Raw genomic sequence first — 21,621 nt, 5'->3', positions numbered from 1 at the left:
GCAAAAACACCTCACTTCCAGTGAGGGTCTACTTGCCGGGCACGCCGCTCGCCCCCCGGCCGATCACCTGCGACTTGCCGAGGCTGCTCTCTTCGGGGACGCTGAGCGACGAGAGGATCTTCAGCTCGAGCATCATCAGCCCGAGCGCGAAGGGCATCATGACAATCAGACCGATCCAGCTGTGGATGGGGTCCCGGAACTTGGCGATCGACTCGGGGTCGCCGCCGGCGAGGAACTGATCCATCGCCATCCAGATGAACCCGGTCACGACGATCCGGAACACGTTCGAGATGATGGCGATTGGCAACGCCGAGATCAGGATAATCAGGCGGTCCCACCAGGGGCGGGTCGTAAGGATTGCAATGGCGACGCACATCGCGAAGAGGATATTGGTCATGCTGAGGCCGCTGCAGGCCTCGGCGATCTCCATCTCGATGTCGTCGTTAAGCCCCGGCAGAGTAATGCGGTTTCCTGAGCGGATCGCTGCCACGCCCATAATGGTGTAGACCGCCTCGCTGAGGGTGACCGCAATCTTCTGCAGCGTCCCCAGCACGTGCTGTTCGACCAGGCTGGGCAGCGGGAACATGAACATCAAGAACGCGATCGGGGGCCCGGTCCACCGCAGCAGCCGCATGCCGCCGATCAGGGTCAGCACGCCGATCGTCGAAGTGACGAACGCCGCTTGGGCGAGGGGCATGCGGTCGTAGTACACGCCCATCCCCCAGGCGACGCAGCACAAGAGGATGACCGCGAAGCCCACCATGACCTCACTCCACGAGACGACCGTGGGCGGCATGTGGAACGCCGCGGCGAGGATAAAACCGATTGTGATGGTCATCAGGCCCAGCATGCTGAGCACGTCTGGATTGATGGGCCCAAACCCGACCCCTGCTAGCCCTGCCGCCGTCAACGCTACCCCAACGCCGGTGAGAATCCACAGCAACGCCGGTTTCTCGAACGTCAATCCGCCGCCGCTTCCTTCCATCGGCGCGAATGGCTGCCCCCACAGGACGCAGCCGAAGCCGCCCAGGCACGCGACCGCCAGGCCAACCCCCTGCAACCCCGGAACCCACTGCGAGGCGACCACCAAGGCGATTGCCGCCCCGCCGACTGCCTGCAACGCGGTTTCGACGCGTCCGCTGGTCGCCTTGTTGGGCCGCAGCATCCACATCATCACCATGGCGATGAGCGGCAGGATCCAGCCGTGCGAGTACTGCGGCTGGTCCCAATCGGCTGCCGCGTCCTTGAACATGATCCAGTAGGACCAAACCAGCACACTGGCCGATAGCATCGCCGCCAACCAGGCGTTCCGCTGGGTCGAGTCCTGCCAGCTGAAGTCGGGGAGTTCGGCGCGCTGCGGCTGGTTGCCGGCGGCGCCAGGGAATGCGGCGGGGAAGTTAGCTGCCATAGGAGCAAGGAGTCTCAGAAAAGTCAGTAGGATCAGAGGTGCGGGCGTATTGTCTTGTTGATCTTCACGATCACCCCGGGGCGCCCACTATCAGGTGGAGACACGGGCAGAGCCGCTCGGCTGTGAGAAATGGCTCGAATAAGTCGAGAATACGCGTGCCCCAAATATCTGTCAAACACCGCCGATGGCGGGTCTGCCGCCTGCTACTAGCCGCCGGCGCCCCTTGTTTCCCCGAGTAATACCTGCTTTTCCCGCTGGCTACGCGACCTTCCCAACCGGCTTAGCCAGCGGCCGCTGTTTCCTGATTCTCCACGGTCGTGCCGGTTGTGGCGAGGAGACCGAAAGCGCCGGTGGCGTGGGTCGTCGTTGCCTACTACGACGCGGGCGCCACTCTGGTTCATCCGCTGGCGGGAAAAAGACGCTAGCACTCGCCGGCGCCTCCCCCGGCTGGGGAATGAAGTCGTGGCAATTTTTGCGGGTAGAGCAAAGTTGAACGCCCGGGAGTCCGATTAGAACGATTGTACGGAAAGAATCGGTTGTGCCGCCCGTCTCTAGCACGCGGCCGCCGACCGCCCGGCGGACGGACTAATCCCAACGATTTCGCGAGCGATGGCCATGAAACTACCTTCTTCAACGCAAACGCCACTGATTGCCCTCGCCGCGTTGATCCTCTCGGGCAGCCTCGGCTGCACGGCGTTCAACGCCCCCCGAGAGCCGATCCCTATCGCTCCGCCCGACCCGCCCGCTAGCAGCCCGGCCCCGCGTGAACTGGCGATGACGACGCTCGAGCGTTACGTCATCGAGCCGCCGGACGTGCTGATGATCAACGCGATCAAGATCGTCCCCAAGCCGCCCCACAAGATCGAGCCGTTCGATGGTTTGCTCATCCGGGTGGTCAACGCCCTGCCGGGTCAGGAGATCGGCGACGCCTTCGCCGTGAGCCCCGAGGGCACCGTGGACCTCGGCCCGACCTACGGCAAGGTGAAGGTGGTCGGCCTGCGGATCGACGAGGCCCAGGACGCGATCCGCGACCACCTGACCAAGGTGCTCGAGGAGCCGCAGGTGAGCGTCTCGCTGGCGTTCTCTTCGGGCGCCCAGCAGATCGTCGGCGAGCACCTCGTGGCTCCGGACGGCCGCGTCAACCTCGGCACCTACGGCTCGGTCTACGTGACCGGTCTGACGCTCGACCAGGCGAAGGAGGCCATCGAGGCCAAGCTGGCCGACAAGCTCGAAGACCCCGAGGTCGTGGTCGACGTGTTCGCCTACAACAGCAAGCGGTACTTCATTATCACTCAGGGCGCCGGCTTCGGTGACAACATCGTCCAGCAGCCGGTCACCGGCAACGAGACCGTGCTCGACGCGCTCGCCCGGATCGGCGGCATCAGCCAGATTTCTTCGACCAAGATCTGGATCGCCCGCCCGGCGCCCAACGGCGTCGGCTGCGAGCAGGTCCTGCCGGTCAACTACGAGGCCGTGGTGCAGGGCGTCACCGCCACCAACTACCAGCTGCTGCCCGGCGACCGGTTGTTCATCGCCGAGGACCCGATGACGAAGTTCGACGCGGTGATCTCGAAGATCACGCGTCCGTTCGAACGCCTGTTCGGCTTCGTGGCTCTTGGCACCTCGACCCTCAACCGGATTGAGCGTTACGGCCTGAGCAACTTCCAGTAACACGCGGCCGTGCTGAACGAGCCTGAGTAGAATTCCTTAACGTGTCTTTCAGGATGCGACCCATGACCCTCAAGCGACTACTCCTGTCCGCCGCGGCCGCCGGCATGTTCGCCCCGCAGGCCATGGCGGTGCACACCACCGCCCCGTGCGTCGACTGCCCCACGCCGCCGCCGTGCTCCGCCGAGGGCGGCTGCCACCCGCGGCGCGAGACCTTCGGCTACTACCGCACCAAGTGGGGCCGCTGGCCGGGCGACTACGACGAGCCAACAGGCCGCCCCGGCGAACGGACCGTGCTGCCGGACACGCTCATCCCGAAGCCGACCGAGGAGGACCGCGCTGCGCCGCCCCCTTCGGAGCCGAAGGATGAGGGAGCCGACGGCCAGGACCGGGGCGAGGGCGCGCGGGAGCTCGATCTGCCGACGCTGCCGCCGATCCCGGGGGGGCCGGGCGCCCAGCCGGGCCCCGCTCCCAACAGCCAGCCCGCGCCGGGCAACGACGGCCCCCCTGGGCTGCCGCCGCTGCCGGGCTTTGGCCCCCCGCCGGGGATCGGCGCGCCCCCCTCGACGGGCGTGCGGCCGCAGGCCCGGCCGACGCGGAACGCGCACGACATGCCGCCGGCGCTGCCCGCGGGGTTCGCTTCGCTGCTCGGCGGACGCGGCACGGTGTCCCGCGCCGAGCTCCAGGTCGAGTCGAGCCCGTCGGACGCGGCGACCGTGGCGCCCGCCTACTACCAGTCGACCGGCCGGTAAGAGGGGCGGGTTGTGAGGGCTGTAGCGGTGGGGTCGGGCTTGCTTGACGCCCCCGACTGTGGCGCCTATCGTGGCAGGATAGACGGGCCTTGGGGGCGGCGTGAGTCGCCCCGCTAGTCGCGGCCCGCTCCTCTCACACGACGCTCTCCCACCCGAGGGCGTCCGATCCAAACGGATAGGCGCCGATGCTGCGTTTCGTACCCCTCGCTCTGGCTATCGCCGCCGTCGTCGCGGTTGCGGTTTACGACGGCTCGCTCAACTACCGCTGGACTCCCAATGTCCAGGCGGAGCGGTGCGCCAAACTGCTCGATCTGGTGCCCGAGAACATCGGCCCCTGGAAGGGCGAGAACTACGAGACCAGCGACGAGATCCTCAAGGTCGCCGGCGCCGAGGGGCACGTGTCCCGGCTGTACATCAACAGCGAGACCGACCAGCAGGTCAAGATCTGGCTGATTGTTGGACCGTTCAAGCACGTCATCCGACACACGCCCGACATCTGCTACCCGTCCAACGAGATGCGCGCCCGGGAAAAAATCGTCACCCACTCGTTCGACGTCCCGGCAGAAGGGACCAACCAGTTCAACACCACCTACTTCGCCAACTCCCAGGCGGCCGAGCGGGTGTTCTGGTCCTGGCACAAGCCGGACGACAGCGGCCAGGTGAACTGGTGGGCGAGCCCCAACAGCCGCGAGAACCGCGAGAAGTACGCCGGCACGTCGGCGTTGTTCAAGCTGTACTTCACCACGGTCGAGACCCCGGACACGCCGCTCGAGGAGAACGCCTCGAACGACTTCGCCAAGGTCTTCCTGCCGATGCTCAACGAGATGATCTTGGCGAGCGACAACCCCGCGGCCGCCGGCGCCGCCGCGGAGAAGTACGCCGACAGCCTGGCGACCGACTCGGATGCAACCGGCTCCGACACGTCCGTTGACGACGCCGTTGGCGAAGCCGACTCGGGGGATGAAGAAGCCGCAGAACCGGCCGCCCTCTAGGCGTAGAACTGGCTAGCGGCTGATTGACTCAGACCGTGCGGAGTGGGTCACACTCCCGTGTGCTGGCCCAAACCTCCAGGCCGCTGAACTGTGTGCCCAGCCAGTCGGCGAGGCGCTCGACCGCGAACCGTTCGCTCGCGTAGTGCCCCGGCAGCAGTAGCGCCAGGCCCGCCGAGCGGGCCGCCAGGCAGTTGTGGAAGGTCGCCTCGCCGGTCAGCAGCGCGTCCGCCGCGGCCGCCACCGCCGCGGCGATAAACGAACCGCCACTGCCGCACGCCACGGCGATCCGCTGCACCTCTCGCCCCGGCTCGGCGACCACACGGATGCTTTCGGCTGCCAGGAACTGCTTGACCCTGCCCGCCGCCGCCTCGACGGTTGTCACCGACTGCAAGTCGCCAACGCGCCCCGCCCCGAGATTCGGGTCGGCCTCGGTGGGCAGCAGGGGGACCACGTCCGCGAGTTCGAGGGCAGCCGCCAGCGACGCGTTGATGCCGCAGGAAGCGGAGTCGAACGCCGTGTGCGGGCTGTAGACCGCGATTCCCGCGCTGGCCAGATTCCAGAGCATGCCTCCCTCGACCGTGTCGGAAGTCAGCTTGGCGATTGGGCGGAACGGCAACGGGTGGTGTGAGATCACCAGCCCGGCCCGCCGCTCAACCGCCTCCGCGACCGTGTCGGGGGTGAGCGTCAGGCAGGTCATTACCCGCTCGACCTGCGCGGCGCGGTCGCCCAGCAGCAGGCCCGTATTGTCCCAATCCTCGGCGAGATCGCAGGGCGCAAAGGCCTCGAGCAGTTCGCAGATTACGCTCAGCTGTGGCATGCTTTCCAGCATATCGCGGAGGGTCCCGCTGGCACAACCGCGCCGCCGCACGACCGCTTGCCCCGCCGCCCCGGCGGTGCTAGTTGGTAGCGGCGTCGAAGACGACGTCCGACTCTTGCTCAGCCGGGAAGCGGTAGATCAGCACCCGGTTGCCGTCAATCTCCTCGACCCGCAGCGTCAGGTTTTTGCCGATCAGCTCGTCGCCGGCCGAGTAGCTGTAGGTCTTGATGTCGGGCTCGGCACCCAGCTGGAAGACCTGCGTCCGCTTACGCCGTCTGAGCGGCGCGTACAACAAGCACTTGAAGTCGGCGTGCGGGCCGTCGAGGTTCCGCATCTGCTGCTGCACAATCAGCCGGCCCTCTTCGTCGAGGAACGCCACTGCCTGGATGTCGATGTCGCCGGCGCCGACGCTCAGCTCGCGCCAGACGCTGAACTTGTACAGCCTGTCCGCGTTGACCTCAAAGTCGATGCGGATCGGCTGATCGCCGTAGGCGGCGTCGTTCAACTCAATCTGCAGTGGCCGGCGGAGCGTCAGCCCGGTCGCGCCCTTGATCTCGCCCTCTTCCGGGTAGATCTCCCACTTGTCGCTACGCTTGTCGTGCGACAGCGGGTCACCCTCTAGCATGTCCGGCACAAACAGCGACACCATGCCGCCGATCCCGAACGGAAACTCGTTGCGCATCAGCAGCGTGTTCTCGTGCTCAACGCCGAACACACTCGGGAGCGAGGTCTTCTCGAAGGCGACCGACATCCGCCAGCGGGCGACATACTCGTTGACGCCCAGCACGAACGTCGGCTCGGGCCCCACCGGGATCACCTGCCGGTGTTCCAGGTGCTCGGGCGCGTGCTGCTTCCCCCAGACATCGATCTGGCGGACCTTCTCGCCCAGGTACAGCACCTCGTCGCAGGGCTTGTCGTTCCAGGCGACCATCACCACCTTCTTGTCGGGGCGGATGAACAACCAGTTCTTGCTGCCGCTGGGCAGCTGCAGCGAGCCCATGTACTCGGCGCCGCCCAGCAGCATCGCCGCGGTCCGCCACGGCAAGAGCAGTTCGCCGGGGGTGCCGTCGGTGTTCATGACGCCCTCCATGCCGGAGAACGGCCGCGGGACGTAGATGCCGTCGACGCCGTGCTTCTTGGCGACGATGATCTGTTTAATGAACTCCCGGACCCGCGCCTCGTGGCGTTCCCGCTCGTTGGCGTACGACGGGTCGTCGGAGTTGACGAGCGGCTCGATCAGCACCCACCGCGGGGCTCCCTCGGCCGGACGACGCTCGAGGTGCGAGTCGAGCTCCGCCGACTGCAGCGGCGGGTTGGCCGACAGCTGCTCGAAATCCCAGCTCAGGTCGCCGCCGATTGGGGGCTCGTCCCACCGCCAGCCGAGGCCGACCCGCACGTCCTGGCCGAACCGGTAGAGCTGCCGGCGGATGTCGTGGATCTTGCCCACCAGGTCCTCGTGCCCGACGAAGCTGGTGTCGTGGTCGTAGCCGAGCTGCCACCACCGCAGCCGCAGCGACAGCCGGTTCATCACGTGGTCGAACAGCGGCAGCCAGGACGAAGGGTCCTTGCGGAAGATGTACTCGATGCTCGACTCGCTGGGCGGCAGGTCGTCGGCCTCCACGGTCCGCTCAGGTTCCTGCAGCACGCCGATGGTCTCGATGTCGGTGGCGGCCAGACGCTCGGCGAACTGGATGATCTGATCGCCACGCTCGGTCTCCTCGCGCGGGAACCACACCGGCAGCTTGACCCAGCTGACGCCCGCCATCGGCAGGAGCGTCTGCAGGGTCGCAAAATCAAGCGGCTGACCCGACCGGGGCACCGACTCCGGGAGCGACCAGCCGAACTCACCAATCGACGTCAGCACCGCCTTGGGCACGACCGCCAGCGTGATGACCTTCTTGTCCATCTCCAGGCCGGTGTCGTTGCTGATCATCTGCACGCGCACCCGGTAGAAGCCGTGCTCCCTGATATCCGGCCGCCAGTCCTCCGACCCCTCATAGCCCTCGCTGTGCCTGCCGTCGCCTTCGAGGATCTCCGACGCGTTGCGGGACTCCTCGCTGATGACGCGTCCCTGCAGCTCCTTGACGCCCTCCTCGCCGATCTCGGCCTGCGTGGCGTCGAGCAGCTGGAACTTGATCTTGGGGTTCTTCTCGCTGATGCCCGACAGCGAGCACGTCACGACGATGTTGCCCGGGTCGTCGTAGACGTTGATGCGGCTGTTGGTGGTGACCTCCATGCTCGGCCAGCGGCCGAGCCACACGTCGGCCACCGAGACCACGCCCTGCAGGTCGCCGCGGTCGCCGCGTTCAATCTCCAAGTGGGCCACGACGCGGTCGACCAGCTCCGAGACCGGGCGGAACTTGCCCATCTCGATGTCGACCCACTCGCCGGTTGGCTGGAACGGCTCGCTGCGGTGCGACTGCAAAATCTCGCCGTCCGCGGTCATGAAGTCGAGCGACACCGTGACCGTGCTGTGCTCGATCTGTTCGAGCCGGAGCTTGAGCTCAAGCGTGTAGCTGAACTTTGGCAGCACGCGGATCGCCGGGGTCGAAACCTGGGCGCTGGCGCCGTCCAGGGCGACCTGCAGGCAGCGGCCCTCGGTGATCGCCTGGTCCGCGGCGATCTGCATCTCGACATAGTGCGGGTACTCGGGCCCGGTCGCCCGCTTCCACTTGTCGGGCCAGAGGTCGTAGTTGCGGTCCCAGCTCTCGTCGAATGTGCAGCGGAAGATCTCTACCGCGTCGACGCCGCGACCGGCGGCCTTGCCGATGTCGGCTCGGCAGACAGCGGGCAGCGCGGCTAGGCAGAGCAGGGCGGCGGCGAGCAGGCGGGGTGGCATACGGTCGGGATTCAGGCCGAGGCGGGGAGGGCGGCGCTTGCAACGCAGCGCTGGGAAAATGTACCGTAGCCCAGACGCAACGCCGTTGAATCCCGACATCATTCCGACAAACCCCAACCGTCACCACCATGCCAGCCGTCAGAATCGGCGTCGTCACCAGCTCGCTCCGCCGCCCGTTGCGGTCGGCGCTGCTGTCCGCCTCGCAGTCGGGCGCCGACGGCGTCGAGGTCGATCTCCGCACCGAGCTGCCGACCGCCGACCTCTCCGAGTCGGCGGTCCGCCAGCTCCGCAAGCTGCTGGAGGACCTCCGGCTGACGGTCGGCGCCGCCGCGTTCCCGACCCGGCGTGGCTTCGGCGACCCGCGCGAACTCGACCGCCGCATCGCCGCGACCCAGGCCGCCATGGCCGCCGCCCGCAAGCTGGGCGCACGCGTCGTGGTGCTGCGTCTGGGCGAGCCGCCCGCCGCCGACGACCCGCAGCGGCCGCTGCTGGAAGACTCGCTCCAGGCCCTGTCCCGGCACGCCGACCACATCGGCGTGCGGATCGCGTTGCAGGCCAGCGGCGACCAGCTCGAGACCCTCGCCGGCCTGCTCGACACGCTGCCCAACCACCTGCTGGGGGTCAGCCTCGACCCGGCCGGGCTGATCGCCGAGGGGGTCGACATCAAGCAGGCGTTCGACGCCATCGGCCGACGGCTATCCCACGTCTACGCCGCCGACGCGGTGCGTGACCTGTCGACCCGCGGCGCGGTGCCGGTCGAACTCGGCCGCGGCAGCGTCGAGTGGCCCGAGGCGCTCGGCCGACTCGAGGAGCACGACTACCGCGACTGGCTCTTCGTCAAACTCCGCGAGGGCGCCGGGCCCGACGAGTTGGAGAACGCCGTGGCGTACCTGCGGGCGGTGTGAGTTGGCAGCGCCGGGCTGGCGATGCTAGCCATCGACAGCAAAACCGCACCGAGGTTCGGCCGGAATCCTGGGAGTCTGGAACTGCCAGAGGTGGCATCGGCAACCTTTGACCTCTGCAACTTCGCCATTAACCCAAGTCGCTGAGGCTGGTCCAGCCTCAGCGACTTCGGCGGAAACCCAATGCGAGTGACGTAATCCCAGCTGCCGAGCCTCCAGCCACGGCCCAGCCGCCAGAGTTGCCCCGACCGCAGCAACCTTGCAAATGGCTTCAATCTGCGGACAGAGTCTTCAGAATCATTCCAGGTTTGCACCTATTCCGCGGCTGGTGTCTGCATCGCCAAGGTCAAGTGCATTTCCCCTCGCGGCCAATCCGACTAGACTGAAGGTTTGCGGTTTCTTGCACTGCCTCCCTGACCAGCATCTTAGCCTTGAACAACGAGCCTACTCGCCTCCGGCATTTTGCACTCGCGTCCCTAGCGATGGTTTCCCTGGTCTTGCCGGGGGGCCGGTGCTCTGGGCAATCCGACCCGTCGACCTTCACCACCGTGATCGATGTCCCTCCGGAGCTGCTGGATGGCGTGACTCTGTTGCCGGACACTCAGCTTAACGTACTCGAGGGCGGGACCGTCGGGCACGAGCTCGCCGCTGGCACCTACTACAGCAACGGCAATATCGAGGTGAACGTCCTGGGGGGCGATATTGGCGACGACTTCAGCGCCTACACCGGCACCACAGTCAACGTCGTCGATGGCTCCATCGGCAACAACTTTACCTTTCGAGGAGAAGTCCACCTGCTTGGCGGTGTCATCGGCGACTCTATGTACCCGCAGGGCCCCTTCACGTGGTCGGGAGGAGTGCTTGGAAAATTCCTGGGAGGGCCTTATGGCGTTAACAACGAGATGACGATCGTCGGTGACAACTTCACGCTCGACGGCGTACTGGTGACCCAACTGCCCGGCTATCAGTGGGGCCGACCGTTACAGGTGCCCGCCTACGCGACGCTCTCGGGAACGCTCACGGATGGGACCCCGTTCATTTTTAGGAATGTGTCGCACGGAAAGTTGCCGTCGCAAGGTGTGCTGCTTCAGCACCAAACGACTCCCGCCCCAATCCCCAGAGAGTTCATTGCCTCGGAAGGCGAGCCGCCAATCGGAATTCGTTTCGGCCAGACGCTGATCGTCGATGAGGGGTCGACCGTGCCGGATTACCTTCGTGTCGCTCCGGGCGCGACGCTCGAGGTTACCGGCGGCATGATCGGGCAGGACGCGCGCGTGTTGGACGCCGACGTCACGATGACCTCTGGGACGATCGGCGATTTCTTCAGCGCCACCGGAGAGAGCACAGTTACGATCTCCGACGGGATAGTCGGCGACTATTTCTCGCTCTACGACGGAAGCGAGCTACTCATCACCGGTGGCGTGGTAGGATCCCGGTTTTCAGCTGACAGCGAGTCGCGTGTGCGAATCCAGGGCGGAGTCTTCGGAGCCCGCTTAGCTGTCGCCGGCGAGCTTGCGCTCGTCGGCGCCGACTTCCGACTAAACGGCGCGCCGCTGTCCGGTTTGGATTCGATTGGTGATAGCGTCATGCTCTCGATTCCCGCTGGATCCGTTCTCAGCGGAACGCTGGCCGACGGCATGCCGTTTTCCCTCGCCGCCGCCTACGACACGGGACAATGGCCAGACCGGCTGCCCGACACGCCAATTCGGTTGGAACGGGTTGAAGCCACGCCTATCACAGGGCCAACACTAATTACCGCCTCCAGTGATGAAATTCCAAGGGCAATCGGCAGCGGGCAAACTCTGCTCGTCGATGAAGGCGCGTCGGTTGGCAGGAACTTCAAGGCGGGGCGGGGGTCTACCGTGACGATCCAAGAAGGTGGATCTGTGGGGGCCGGGTTGGAAGCAACAAACGCAGAAATCAACCTTTCTGGTGGACTAATCGGCGGAGACCTCGAGGCGTTCGATGGCAGCATCGTCAACCTGAACGAAGGGGCATTGGACGGAGAGCTCTTCCTGTTTGGCAGCACGCTCAACCTCAAGAATGTGATACTAAATCGACGCTCTCTCGTCCGTTCCGGAAGCGTCGTCAATATCGACGGCGGCTCCGCCACCGGATCGCGAATATATATCAGCGAGTCCATCATTAATCTTCGCAGCGGAGTCATTGGGGATGGATTGATGCTTCAAGACAATAGCCACCTCAACGTCTTCGGAGGTTCTGTACGCCAAGGGCTTCAATCGGAGAACAGCTCTGTAAACGTCTCCGGCGGGGTGGTGCTGCAGGGCTTCACCGCGACCGCCAGCAGCGTGAGCCTATCAGGAGGTGAGATTCAATCCGCTTTCAAGGCGACGCAGAGCGTCGTCGAGGTAACCGGTGGAGTGATCGGCGATGACGCAGCGTTTACCGACACCGCGCTAACCGTAGCCGCTGGGCAGATAGGGCATCGCTTCAGCGTCTCCGATGGAAGCGTGCAGATCACTGGAGGCACATTCGGAGACGAGTTTGAGGTTCACGGCGCCCAAGCGACGCTTATCGCGGGCGCGGTTTTCGGCGACGACGCGGACTTCCTGGACACGCCCCTGGCCGTTGACGGCGGAGAATTCGGAAAGGATTTTCGGTTCTACTCCACTTCCGGCTTGGCGATGGAGCTGACCGACGGCGCATTAGGTGACAGCGCCGGCATCCACGGCCCGTTCACGATGGCAGGAGGCAGTGTTGGCGATGGGCTGTCGCTGAGCAATGGCGTTGCGACGGTTTATGAGGGTCAAATCGGAGACGACCTCTTAACGTATTCGAATTCGACGCTTGTCTTCAAAGACGGAGAGATCGGCGCTGACGCCTATATCCGAGGTGAGCTGTACTTCGAAGGCGGCCGGATTGGCGACAACCTCGCGGGCGACCCCAGCAGCAGCTATTTTCACGTGTCTGGGGGAACGCACGGCAGCAACTTCCGACCCGAAGGCGGGCTGTCTCTCTACGGTGACTACTTCTTTTTGAATGGCAATCCGGTCGATGGCCTCGCCAATGGAGAGGACTCGGCGCAGTTGTTGCTGGCCAATGGCAGCGTGCTCACTGGGGTGCTCTCCGACGGCACCCCGTTCGCGATCTCGGACCTCGACGACGACCGCCTACCAGTTAGCGCAGTTACGCTGTCCAGAACAAATGTGCCTGAGTCAGGCCCTGCGATGGTCACCGCGTCGTCCGCTACTCTTCCGAAAGGGATCAGGCACGGTCAAACGCTGCGTGTGGATGCTGGCGGGGTAGTCCCCGCGGACTACAGCGTCGCGTTGGGCGGCTTGGCGATCGTCGAATCCGGCGGCGTCGTGGGAGCAAACCTGGAAGTCTCCGGCGCTGAGCTGCGGATTGAGGGAGGTGAAGTCGGTGACAACCTCGACTCGTTCTACGGCACGGTGAGCTTGAGCGACGGCGCCATTGGGTCCGATTTCTACGCGATTGGGAGCGTCGTGTCGATCAGTGGGGGCGCTGTCGGCGCGAATTTCCTAGCCGCTGACAGCACGGTCACAATCGACAGAGGGGAGATTGGTTCGGGGTTCGGCGTGCTACACGGGGGAGTCGCGCTAGTCCGTGGAGGCCACCTTGAACATCTCTACACCCACGAAGGCGAAGTCCAGTTATCAGGAGGAACGGTCGATCGAACGTTTGCGGGCAGTGGCGGTCTTATCCGCCAGAGTGGCGGGCACGCAGGGGATGTTGCGAGCCCAGGCGGCAAGGTTCAGATCGCCGGAGGGACCTTTGCCAGCCTTTCCCCTCCCACCGGCTCCGGCGCCATCTCCCTGGAAGGCGGTCTTTTTTTTCTCAACGGAGAACCTATTTCCGGGCTCTCCGCTCCGGGGGACTCCCAAGTGGTGCAGCTGGGGCGAACCTCCACACTATCGGGAGTGCTTTCTGACGGGACTCCGGTAGTGATTTCAGGCGACCTGTCCGGTTGGAGCGACTCCAATATCACCCTCCTCGCCACCGACCTCCCCGCGGTTGGCCCAGCCTACGTGGACGCTTCAGTCGATACGGTTCCCGCTGGAATCCGCCAGGGGCAGACCTTGCACGTTAGCGACGGCTCTACTATCCCTGATAACCTCCGCCTCGGGCGCGGCTCTGCATTGGAAGTGTCTGTGGGTGGGTTTGTCGGAAAGAGGGTGCATGCGGACAGTGCTCAGGTCGCCCTCAATGGCGGCGCCATCGATCATGGCCTGAGCCTCTTCAACGGCTCTATGCTAGAGATGACTGACGGGCGGCTAGGGGGAACCGATAGCGCGCCTTTGCCCACACTCGTCTACGACAGCGAAGTCGACATCCACGGGGGCTCATTGCGCACAATCCGCGTCTACGGCGACAGTCGTGTTTCAGTCACCGGCGGCGAGGTTGAAGCGATGGTAGTTCACGGTCTTAGCAGTGCCGCGATTTCTGGCGGATCGGTGGGAAATGTCTATCTGACGGCCAGGCCAAACTCGTCGCCGCTGTCAGAGCTTCTGGACCCCGGCGGCACTGCTACGATTTCTGGGGACGCCCAGATTCAGTGGTTGACGGTTGATCTCGGGAGTGAAGCCACTGTCACCGGCGGCGTCGTGGAGTCGTTGTCGGTACGAAACGGTGGCGCCGTTACGCTTTCCGCCGGCGAAGTCGCAGGAGACACATACGTCTACAACGGCGGTACTCTGAGAGTCGAGGGAGGGAGCGTACGGGGCAGCGGTACCGCGAGAGGCGGCAGCGATACAATCATCACCAGCGGAAGGGTCGGGCCGCGATTCTCTGTAGGAGGCAATCTCATTCTTGCGGGCGGAGTAATTGCAGATACTTCGATCTCCGCCTACTCGATGAAGGTAGTCGGCGGGGATCTGCGTCTGGACGACAATCCCGTTGAAGGACTCTTAGCAGAGGGTGACTCCGTTTCAGTAACGCTGCCCTACCGCGCGGTGTTGACTGGCGTGCTTGCGGACGGCACGCCCTTCGTTCTCGATCACGCTGACACAGCGCGGTTGCCGGGCACAATCACGTTGGAGCTAGCCGAGCTGCCTCCTCTTGTCCCAGGAGAGATCGTTGCGTCGGTCGACCAGGTTCCGTACGGCATCCGAGAAGGGCAAACCCTGCGAGTCGATTCCGGCGCGGTGCTCGAGGACAGCTTCACAGCGGGCAGAGCCAGCTCATTGCTCGTCGAGGCGGGGGGCCACGCTGGCAGCTACCTCGAGTCGATCGACGCGGAGGTCGTCGTCGCCGGGGGAGCAATCGGTGAAGGTTTTGACGCGTACAACGGCTCACGTGTGACCCTCAACAGTGGCGAGATTGGGTCGGACTTCCGTGCGATTGGCAGCTCCGTGGTCATCAACGACGGGACGGTCAGCGACGGTCTTAACCTCTCCACCGGGACCCTCGCGCAGCAGGTGGGAGGCTCCGTGGGCAACGACTTTTATATCACTGACGCCAGCTACCACCTTGCAGGCGGCGCTCTCGGCCGCAGCGGAGAAGTCCGTGAAGGGGGAGTGCTCACCGTTGCCGGAGGCGCCGTGGGAAGTTACCTTACTGCCCGCGCTGGGTCTACCGTTGTGGTGGTCGACGGGCTGCTTGGTTCGAGTTTCGACGCGTTGAGCGGTTCGACTGTGTCGATCGAGGGGGGCATCGTCGATCGATTCTTCGACGCCAAATCGGGCAGTTACGTGTCCGTATCAGGAGGCAAGCTCGGCTCTGGTTTTCGCGCGGAGTCTGGCAGTGTTGTCGACGTGTTTGGCGGGGCATTTGAATCACTGACGGCGAATTCTGGGAGCTCGCTGCAGCTGTCAGGGGGCTCCTTCCCTGATGGCGTTTCGGTCTCCGGCGAGCTGGTTCTGAGCGGCGGCGATTTCCGGATTGACGGAATTCCTGTTGTTGGGTTGAACTCCCCGGGGGAAACTGCCCCCTTGAGCCTGGCGACTGGCGAAACCCTTACAGGAGTCTTCAGCGACGGAACGCCCTTCGCGTTTTCGACGCTAGACGGGGACAGGCTTCCGACCAGTGGCGGCGTGCTCCACGTGACGGAGCTCCCACCGGTGGACGGCTCGACGATTGTGGTGGCCGACGCCTCGACAAAGATCGGCGCTCGTGGGCAAGCCGTCATCGTGGAACAAGGGGGCTCCCTGCTCGACAACTTTGCCGCGGGGCACGGCAGTTCGATCCGCGTCCTGCCCGGTGGCGCCGTGGGCAGGAATGCCGAGGTCTACTCTAGCACCGTGTCCGTTCTCGGGGGTGCAATCGGCGACGCGCTTGATATCGGCGACGGGAGCACCCTCGACATTCACAACGGCTCGGTAGGCGCCTACGCAGACGTTCTTTCAGGCGGGGAGGTCTCCATTCTCGGCGGTTCCCTTGGTCAAGATGCAGAGATCTTCGAGAACGCCACCCTGAATGTCTTCGGGGGCAATCTTGAATTCGGGCTCACCGTCCGTGATGGTGGCGCCCTGAACATCTTCGGAACGTCATTTACGCTCGCTGGCGAGAGCCTGGACGAAGTCCTCGTCCCTAACACTCCCTACCCCATTGATGAGCGGTACGTATCGCTGAACGGCGTACTGTTAGACGGCGGCAGCCTTGATCTTTTCCTGCGGTCCTCCTCGTTCTCCGGAGGTTTCGCGAGCGGCGCCTCGATCTCGGTGACGTTGCTGCTTCCCGGTGACTTCAACCGCGACGGCATGGTTGACCTGTCTGACTACGAACTCTGGAAGACTTCCTACGGGAGCTCAGGCGGAGAGCCGGGCGAGGGCGCCGACGGCAATTACGATGGTCGAGTCGACGCAGCGGACTACTCGGTTTGGCGAGACCATCTCATCGCGTCGGTATCGCCATCTAGCTCCACGACAATTCCGGAACCTCGATCGGCGGCTATTCTCGTGGCCTGTTGGTTCGTCGCAGCGGCTTTGGCTCTCTGCCGCGGCCGTTCAGTGTGTCTTAGGTGCCTCATTTCGTGAGCTTAGGCCTATGAGACTTCGCCTATTGCTTTTTGGTGAGAAGATCGCGGATCGGCTGGCGGTTGCATCGCCCGACGCACCTTTGACGGCCAATAAACCTGCAGCGGCCTCCGTGGCCAGACAAGATCTCTGTAGATGGGCGGACACCCTTCCAGCGCTCGGCTGGTCCAACTTCAGTAGAGAATCTGATTGAGATCGTCGCTCTGTCTCTTAGCAGGCTTAGAGTGGGAGGCGCCTAGATCGCTTGTGCCTGCTTGCTATCGCTAGACAGCTTTTCTGTAGAATTCCGTGCAGAAACCGGCTGCCCGTCGTATTTCCTACATGAGTGGCTGCCAAGCGGCTCTGTCCTCTTCAGATGTCAGACCCGACGCCCGACGAGGATGACCGTCAGGCGTTGTCCACTGGTTTCTGGCGGTCAGCCGCCGATGTCTCCTCAGAGCTTGTCTTGACTACGAAGACCCGTTGTTGAAGCGTACCTCTGCGTATGCCCGTGACACCCACTGATTGCACGTCTCAGCGGGCAAATCCTGAAATAGGAAGTCTATCGATGTTACGAACGACAAACACACTGATCGCCCTGCTTGCCTGTTTCGTGGGATTACTCGCAGTTCCACCCGACGCCACGGGCTTGACCATCTACTCAAACGCCAACGATGGGTTTCTAGAGGTTCGCGACATCTTGCCGCCTGCTGGAGATTGGCCTCAAGTGCATCCGGACACCTTTGGCACCTACAACGCGAGCGTTGGTGAGTGGTTTGGTCCAGGGCTGACAGCAATCGTGCTCCCCTTCCAGATTCCGAACTTAGGCGCCGTAGCCGACCCCTTCACCGACGCCAACCTAGGCGTGATGGTGCACGAGATCGGCACCGGCCCCACGACCACGGATGTTGACTTGTACGCCGTGCGAAGGGACCCCAATCCCGCGATAATCACTGATGACTACTACAATGGATCCGCGCCCGACCCGACGCCGGGCGTTGTGTTGATTCAAGAGAGTTTCCTCACCCCCTCAAGCCCGGCCGGGTTCGTGGGCGCACCCAACAACTTCACCGACACCACCGGTGACTCTTCCCTGCTCAACTACTTGAACGACGCGTACGACGGCGGGGCGGGCGCGGGCGACTACGTGTTCCTCCGGCTGAGCTACGGCGCCGATGACTTCGCCACCGTGTACGACGCGTACAAGATCACGATGCGTGAGGCCGGGCAGCAGGGCGAGTGGCCAGTGCTCACACTTGGGACGGTCGCGATCCCGGGCGACACCGACGGCAACGGCTTAGTGGAGTACCCGCAGGACTTCGATCCGATCCTCGACAACTGGCGCGAGACCAACGACACATTCGGCACGACGCTCGCGAGAACGGACGGTGACCTCAATGTTGATGGGGTAGTCAACATCAGCGACTTCCGCGAGTGGAAGGACGCCTATTTGGGCTTGGGTGGCAGCCCTGAACTGGTGCTCCAAGCGTTCTTTTCGCTCGGAGTCCCGGAGCCGACGGCAGCGCTGCTGGGAGCGATGGGATTAGCAGGCATGATCGGCGCTGGCCGGCGACGTAACTGATCTTGGCATTAGGCTACGTCTTCTCATTCTTCGTGGCCGGGGTTCCCGGCTCCGGCGCCTCATCACCAAGGCAGTACTACTATGAAGGCCAGTTTGCGAACAGCCTCCCTCGTTGCGGCGCTCGTCGTGGCTCCGCTGGCGGGCGCGTCGATGGCGCAAGAAAACGTGTGGATCGGCTCGGAGGGCGGCTTCGGCGGCGATGGCGTTTCATTCTCTGATGGCAACAACTGGAGTTTCCTAGTTGCGCCCGACGGGACCTTCAGCCGAGCGGTAATCGGCGCGGACCCTGGCTTTGAGGTCGGATCCAATCCAGTGGTCGATGTCGATGGCGACCGGTCCGGGTTGCCCACGCCACAGCTGGTGCTAGGCCGCGGCGGCGCCTATAGCGGCACACTCAACATCGGCACAGGAGATAATCTTGTTGTGGGGCCGGGCACCGAATCCTCGGTGGGCGACGTCCCCGCCAACCTCGTGGTTGGGCTCGATGGTGGCCTGGGAACACTGAACGCTTCGGGTGGTGTGCTGTCAATCGGCAACGAGCTCGCCACGCCGACCAACGCCAATGCGGCTAGTTCGATCAACCTGTCTGGTTCAGCATCTGTAACAGCGGCGGTGGCGTTCCTGGACCGCAACCTCACGATTTCCGGTGACGGCGTATCGCTGTCGATCTTGGGCAATGTCATCCTCGGCCAGGCGGGCACCCACACATGGAGTTTCGGAGCCGCCGGCCCCTCGCCAATATCCGTCGGCGGTCAGCTCGACTTAGGCGGGACGCTCAAGATTGACACGCAGGGCATTACGCCGTCGGTTGGCGACTCCTACTTGCTCGCCGACTCGGGTTCATTGATAAACGGGTTTGCCAGCATTGATACGTCTGATGTACCCGAGCTGGGCGTCGGGGTCACACTGCGACCGGTCTCGGCTCCGGGAGGCGCGAACGGGATCCAGACCAGCCTAGTTGTGGAGCAGCAGCCGGTTCTCGTTGTGAACCGCCGGTCGGGCGAGGTGTCGATACAAAACCCGGGCGCGTCAGCCGCAATTCCCATCGACTCCTACGACGTGCTGTCCGCAGCTGGCGCATTGGATCAAGCGAATTGGACGAGCATCGCGAGCACGATCGGCGGCAGCGAATGGCGGGAAGCCAACCCAGCGGCGACCGGGCTATCAGAACTCAACCCACTCTCGTCGCAAGCATTCTCGCCGGGCACAACTATCTCGCTTGGCGCCATCTTTCAGCCAGCCAATAAGGCATTCGGTGAGGACACCGACGATATCGCGTTCGAATTCACGCCCGCTGGCGAGGGAACGGTCAGCGGAATCGTGGTCTACGAAGGGGTCGCGACCGACACCCTAACGCTGAACGTCGACCGCACGACCGGCGCCGCGCAGATTATAAATGGCTTCAGGGAAGCGGTCGCGATCGACACCTACACGATTACGTCCGAGTCTCTGTCGCTCGCGCCTATGGGTCAGGGCTGGTCGCCGATTGGCGGCGTTTGGCGCGTCGCAGATGACGAGGCTGGCGCCGTTTCGGAACTAAACCCGCTTGGCGCTCTTAGTCTAGCCAGCGGGGGCGCCCAGAGCCTCGGCAACCTGTACGACTTTGATGCGGCCGGCGCCCGTGAGGACTTGGTGTTCGAGTTCTCGCTGCCAAGCGAAGACTTTACCCGCTTCGGAAAAGTCGTCTTCGACGACGAGTTGACGGTGCTCCCCCAGGGGCTTCCTGGCGACTTTAATAACGATGGCTCGGTTGACGCCGCGGACTACTCAGTCTGGCGGGACAACCTGGGTCAGAGCGATGAAGCTCTAAACGGTAATGGCTCAGGAGGCGGCACAGTCGTGCAGGCGGACTACGCGCTTTGGCGGTCCCAGTATGGGGCCACCACCGGTGCTGCCGCTGGCCCAGCAGCCGTCGGCGTTCCAGAGCCTGCGGCGCCCTGTATAGCGTTGCTGCTCTCGACTCTCGCTGGTCTACGGCGACGGGGTTCGCAGCGGCGGTGCCGCGTCTGAAAGGAAAGAGTTATCCGATGCAGAACCGATGCAAGAATAGTCGCACGGCATTTACGCTGGTAGAGCTCTTGGTGGTGATCGCCATCATCGGCGTGCTCATCGCTTTGCTGCTGCCCGCTGTTCAGGCCGCTCGTGAGGCGGCCCGCCGGACGCAGTGCAAGAACAACCTGAAGCAGCTGTCGCTGGGGTGCCTGAACCACGAGAGCACGCACGGCTTCCTGCCCACCTCCGGCTTCGGCTGGAGGTGGCAGCCGGACCCCGACAAGGGCTACGGCAAGGACCAGCGCGGCGGCTGGCCCTACGGCCTGCTGGCCTACGTCGAGGAGCAGGGCCTCCGCGACGTCGCCTCGGGCATCAGCGGCGCCGCCGACAAAGAGTCCCAGATGCTGCGTCTGGTGCAGACGCCCATCGAGATGTTCGTCTGCCCTTCGCGACGCGAGGCACAGCTGTATCCGATTCTGCGGAACAACTTTCTGGCGTTCAACCTCCGCAACTGCCGCGTGGGGGACTGCTTCGTCGCCCGGTCCGACTACGCGGGCAACGCCGGCAACATCAACCCCACCGGTCAGGGCGGACCGGAGAATCCCGCCGCGGTGAACTCCTTCGCCGGCTGGATCACCAAGACTCAGAACGGCGCTATGTACCAACGCAGCACCGTGCGGCTCGCCAAGATCACCGACGGCACCAGCAAGACCGCCCTCATTGGCGAGAAGTACATGGACCCCGCCCAGTACCTCGACGGGTCCGACCCGGCGGACGACCAGAACATCTTCGTCGGCCACGACCAGGACAACCTCCGCTATACCGGCTGGAAGCCGACCAGCAGCAACGCCTCAGTGGCGTGGACGCCCTCCCAGGACGGCAGCGGGTTCAACACTGAGAACGGCAACGACATCCCGCCCTTCGGCGCGCCCCACGCCGGCACCATGAACATGGCTTTCTGTGATGGATCGATCCGCAGCGTGGAGTACGGCGTCGATGAAGAGGTCTTCTACAAATTCGGCGGACGTGATGACGACACCGATCTGTACCCCGGACCCTAGGAGCCTGGTGCGGCAGGGTTCGATCGTCTTATTCTGCGGGAACGACGACACCCAAGCCCCGCGTCCCTGGAACTCGACAATGGAATCGCCGAAAGACGGCTCACAGGAGCCGCCACTAAAGCAGGATAGAACGGCGGAGTTTGTGGCTCTCTATTCGGAGAACTACCAGCGGCTGCAATACTTCCTGCTCGCTCTCCTGCCAACTTCGAACGACGCATCGGACGTGCTGCAGGAAACCAGCCTCGTCCTGTGGGACAAGTTCGAAACATTCCAAAGCGGCACTAACTTCTTCGCGTGGGCCTGCAAAATCGCCAGGCTGCAAAGCCTGAAGCACCATGAACGGAATAGGCGCGGCGTAAGCCTCTTTGACGACGAGACGCTCGAGAAGCTCGCGCATGATGCAGAGGAGTACGCTAGCGGACCCGAACCCCGGATGGAGGTCCTGGAGTCTTGCCTGAAGGACCTGCCGGAGTCTGACCGGACGCTGATCCGACGTCGCTACGAAACGGGCGCCTCGGTCAACAAGATCGCCGAGGAGATCGGAGTCACGGCGAACCGCCTGTCCAAATCGCTGGGGCGGATACGCCGTGCGCTAATGGCTTGCCTGGAGCGTAAGCTTGCCAACGACTTCTAGAGAGGCCGTATGGCGACCAACCGTTCCACGGCCCTAGCA

General features: G+C 64.0%; 12 protein-coding genes. 9 read left to right on the top strand and 3 right to left on the bottom strand.

Going from position 1 to position 21,621, the window contains the following annotated elements:
• Positions 1-28: 28 nt before the first annotated feature.
• Entirely contained in the window at positions 29-1,408 is a 1,380-nt protein-coding gene (locus tag Pla123a_RS06400) for an exosortase/archaeosortase family protein (RefSeq protein WP_146585012.1), read from the bottom strand.
• A 615-nt stretch (positions 1,409-2,023) separates the two neighbouring features.
• Here Pla123a_RS06400 and Pla123a_RS06395 point away from each other — a divergent pair.
• The 3 genes from Pla123a_RS06395 (at position 2,024) to Pla123a_RS06385 (ending at position 4,820) form a co-directional block, all read left to right on the top strand.
• The gene (locus Pla123a_RS06395) at positions 2,024-3,079 is read left to right on the top strand and encodes a polysaccharide biosynthesis/export family protein (protein WP_197527735.1); all 1,056 of its coding nucleotides are present in this window, start codon (positions 2,024-2,026) and stop codon (positions 3,077-3,079) included.
• A gap of 62 nt (positions 3,080-3,141) precedes the next feature.
• Positions 3,142-3,828: a hypothetical protein gene (locus Pla123a_RS06390; RefSeq protein WP_146585008.1), complete on the top strand. Its 687-nt coding sequence runs from the start codon at positions 3,142-3,144 to the stop codon at positions 3,826-3,828.
• 185 nt (positions 3,829-4,013) lie between these two features.
• The gene (locus Pla123a_RS06385; protein WP_146585006.1) at positions 4,014-4,820 is read left to right on the top strand and encodes an exosortase-associated EpsI family protein; all 807 of its coding nucleotides are present in this window, start codon (positions 4,014-4,016) and stop codon (positions 4,818-4,820) included.
• A 28-nt stretch (positions 4,821-4,848) separates the two neighbouring features.
• Here Pla123a_RS06385 and Pla123a_RS06380 read toward each other — a convergent pair whose 3' ends face one another.
• Together Pla123a_RS06380 and Pla123a_RS06375 are read right to left on the bottom strand one after the other, a co-directional pair.
• Positions 4,849-5,637: a Nif3-like dinuclear metal center hexameric protein gene (locus Pla123a_RS06380; RefSeq protein ID WP_146585004.1), complete on the bottom strand. Its 789-nt coding sequence runs from the start codon at positions 5,635-5,637 to the stop codon at positions 4,849-4,851.
• 79 nt (positions 5,638-5,716) lie between these two features.
• Positions 5,717-8,476, bottom strand: coding sequence for a hypothetical protein (locus tag Pla123a_RS06375; RefSeq protein ID WP_146585002.1), 2,760 nt, complete (start codon positions 8,474-8,476; stop codon positions 5,717-5,719).
• Between the two features lie 128 nt (positions 8,477-8,604).
• Here Pla123a_RS06375 and Pla123a_RS06370 point away from each other — a divergent pair, with 128 nt between their 5' ends.
• The 6 genes from Pla123a_RS06370 (at position 8,605) to Pla123a_RS06345 (ending at position 21,582) form a co-directional block, all read left to right on the top strand.
• Entirely contained in the window at positions 8,605-9,381 is a 777-nt protein-coding gene (locus tag Pla123a_RS06370) for a sugar phosphate isomerase/epimerase family protein (RefSeq protein ID WP_146585000.1), read from the top strand.
• 545 nt (positions 9,382-9,926) lie between these two features.
• The gene (locus Pla123a_RS06365) at positions 9,927-16,334 is read left to right on the top strand and encodes a beta strand repeat-containing protein (protein ID WP_146584998.1); all 6,408 of its coding nucleotides are present in this window, start codon (positions 9,927-9,929) and stop codon (positions 16,332-16,334) included.
• 706 nt (positions 16,335-17,040) lie between these two features.
• Positions 17,041-17,895 (top strand): hypothetical protein, encoded by an 855-nt coding sequence (locus tag Pla123a_RS06360; RefSeq protein ID WP_146584996.1) that lies wholly within the window; start codon positions 17,041-17,043, stop codon positions 17,893-17,895.
• Positions 17,896-17,988: 93 nt separating this feature from the next.
• The gene (locus Pla123a_RS06355; protein ID WP_146584994.1) at positions 17,989-19,905 is read left to right on the top strand and encodes a hypothetical protein; all 1,917 of its coding nucleotides are present in this window, start codon (positions 17,989-17,991) and stop codon (positions 19,903-19,905) included.
• Between the two features lie 17 nt (positions 19,906-19,922).
• Positions 19,923-20,948 (top strand): DUF1559 family PulG-like putative transporter, encoded by a 1,026-nt coding sequence (locus Pla123a_RS06350; RefSeq protein WP_146584992.1) that lies wholly within the window; start codon positions 19,923-19,925, stop codon positions 20,946-20,948.
• A gap of 79 nt (positions 20,949-21,027) precedes the next feature.
• Complete coding sequence (locus tag Pla123a_RS06345; RefSeq protein WP_197527734.1) at positions 21,028-21,582, top strand: sigma-70 family RNA polymerase sigma factor; 555 nt, start codon at positions 21,028-21,030, stop codon at positions 21,580-21,582.
• Positions 21,583-21,621 lie beyond the last annotated feature (39 nt).

The organism is Posidoniimonas polymericola (genome assembly GCF_007859935.1).
GTDB classification, from domain to species: domain Bacteria; phylum Planctomycetota; class Planctomycetia; order Pirellulales; family Lacipirellulaceae; genus Posidoniimonas; species Posidoniimonas polymericola.
Note: the sequence above shows the minus strand (reverse complement) of the source record. Positions and strands in the feature narration are given on the sequence as shown.

What these genes read in the sequence shown, in the direction of transcription:
- Pla123a_RS06390 (WP_146585008.1), top strand. Translation starts at nt 3,142, where the DNA reads ATGACCCTCAAGCGACTACTCCTGTCCGCCGCGGCCGCCGGCATGTTC.
- Pla123a_RS06370 (WP_146585000.1), top strand. Translation starts at nt 8,605, where the DNA reads ATGCCAGCCGTCAGAATCGGCGTCGTCACCAGCTCGCTCCGCCGCCCG.
- Pla123a_RS06350 (WP_146584992.1), top strand. Translation starts at nt 19,923, where the DNA reads ATGCAGAACCGATGCAAGAATAGTCGCACGGCATTTACGCTGGTAGAG.
- Pla123a_RS06345 (WP_197527734.1), top strand. Translation starts at nt 21,028, where the DNA reads ATGGAATCGCCGAAAGACGGCTCACAGGAGCCGCCACTAAAGCAGGAT.
- Pla123a_RS06400 (WP_146585012.1), bottom strand. Translation starts at nt 1,408, where the DNA reads ATGGCAGCTAACTTCCCCGCCGCATTCCCTGGCGCCGCCGGCAACCAG.
- Pla123a_RS06395 (WP_197527735.1), top strand. Translation starts at nt 2,024, where the DNA reads ATGAAACTACCTTCTTCAACGCAAACGCCACTGATTGCCCTCGCCGCG.
- Pla123a_RS06380 (WP_146585004.1), bottom strand. Translation starts at nt 5,637, where the DNA reads ATGCCACAGCTGAGCGTAATCTGCGAACTGCTCGAGGCCTTTGCGCCC.
- Pla123a_RS06375 (WP_146585002.1), bottom strand. Translation starts at nt 8,476, where the DNA reads ATGCCACCCCGCCTGCTCGCCGCCGCCCTGCTCTGCCTAGCCGCGCTG.
- Pla123a_RS06385 (WP_146585006.1), top strand. Translation starts at nt 4,014, where the DNA reads ATGCTGCGTTTCGTACCCCTCGCTCTGGCTATCGCCGCCGTCGTCGCG.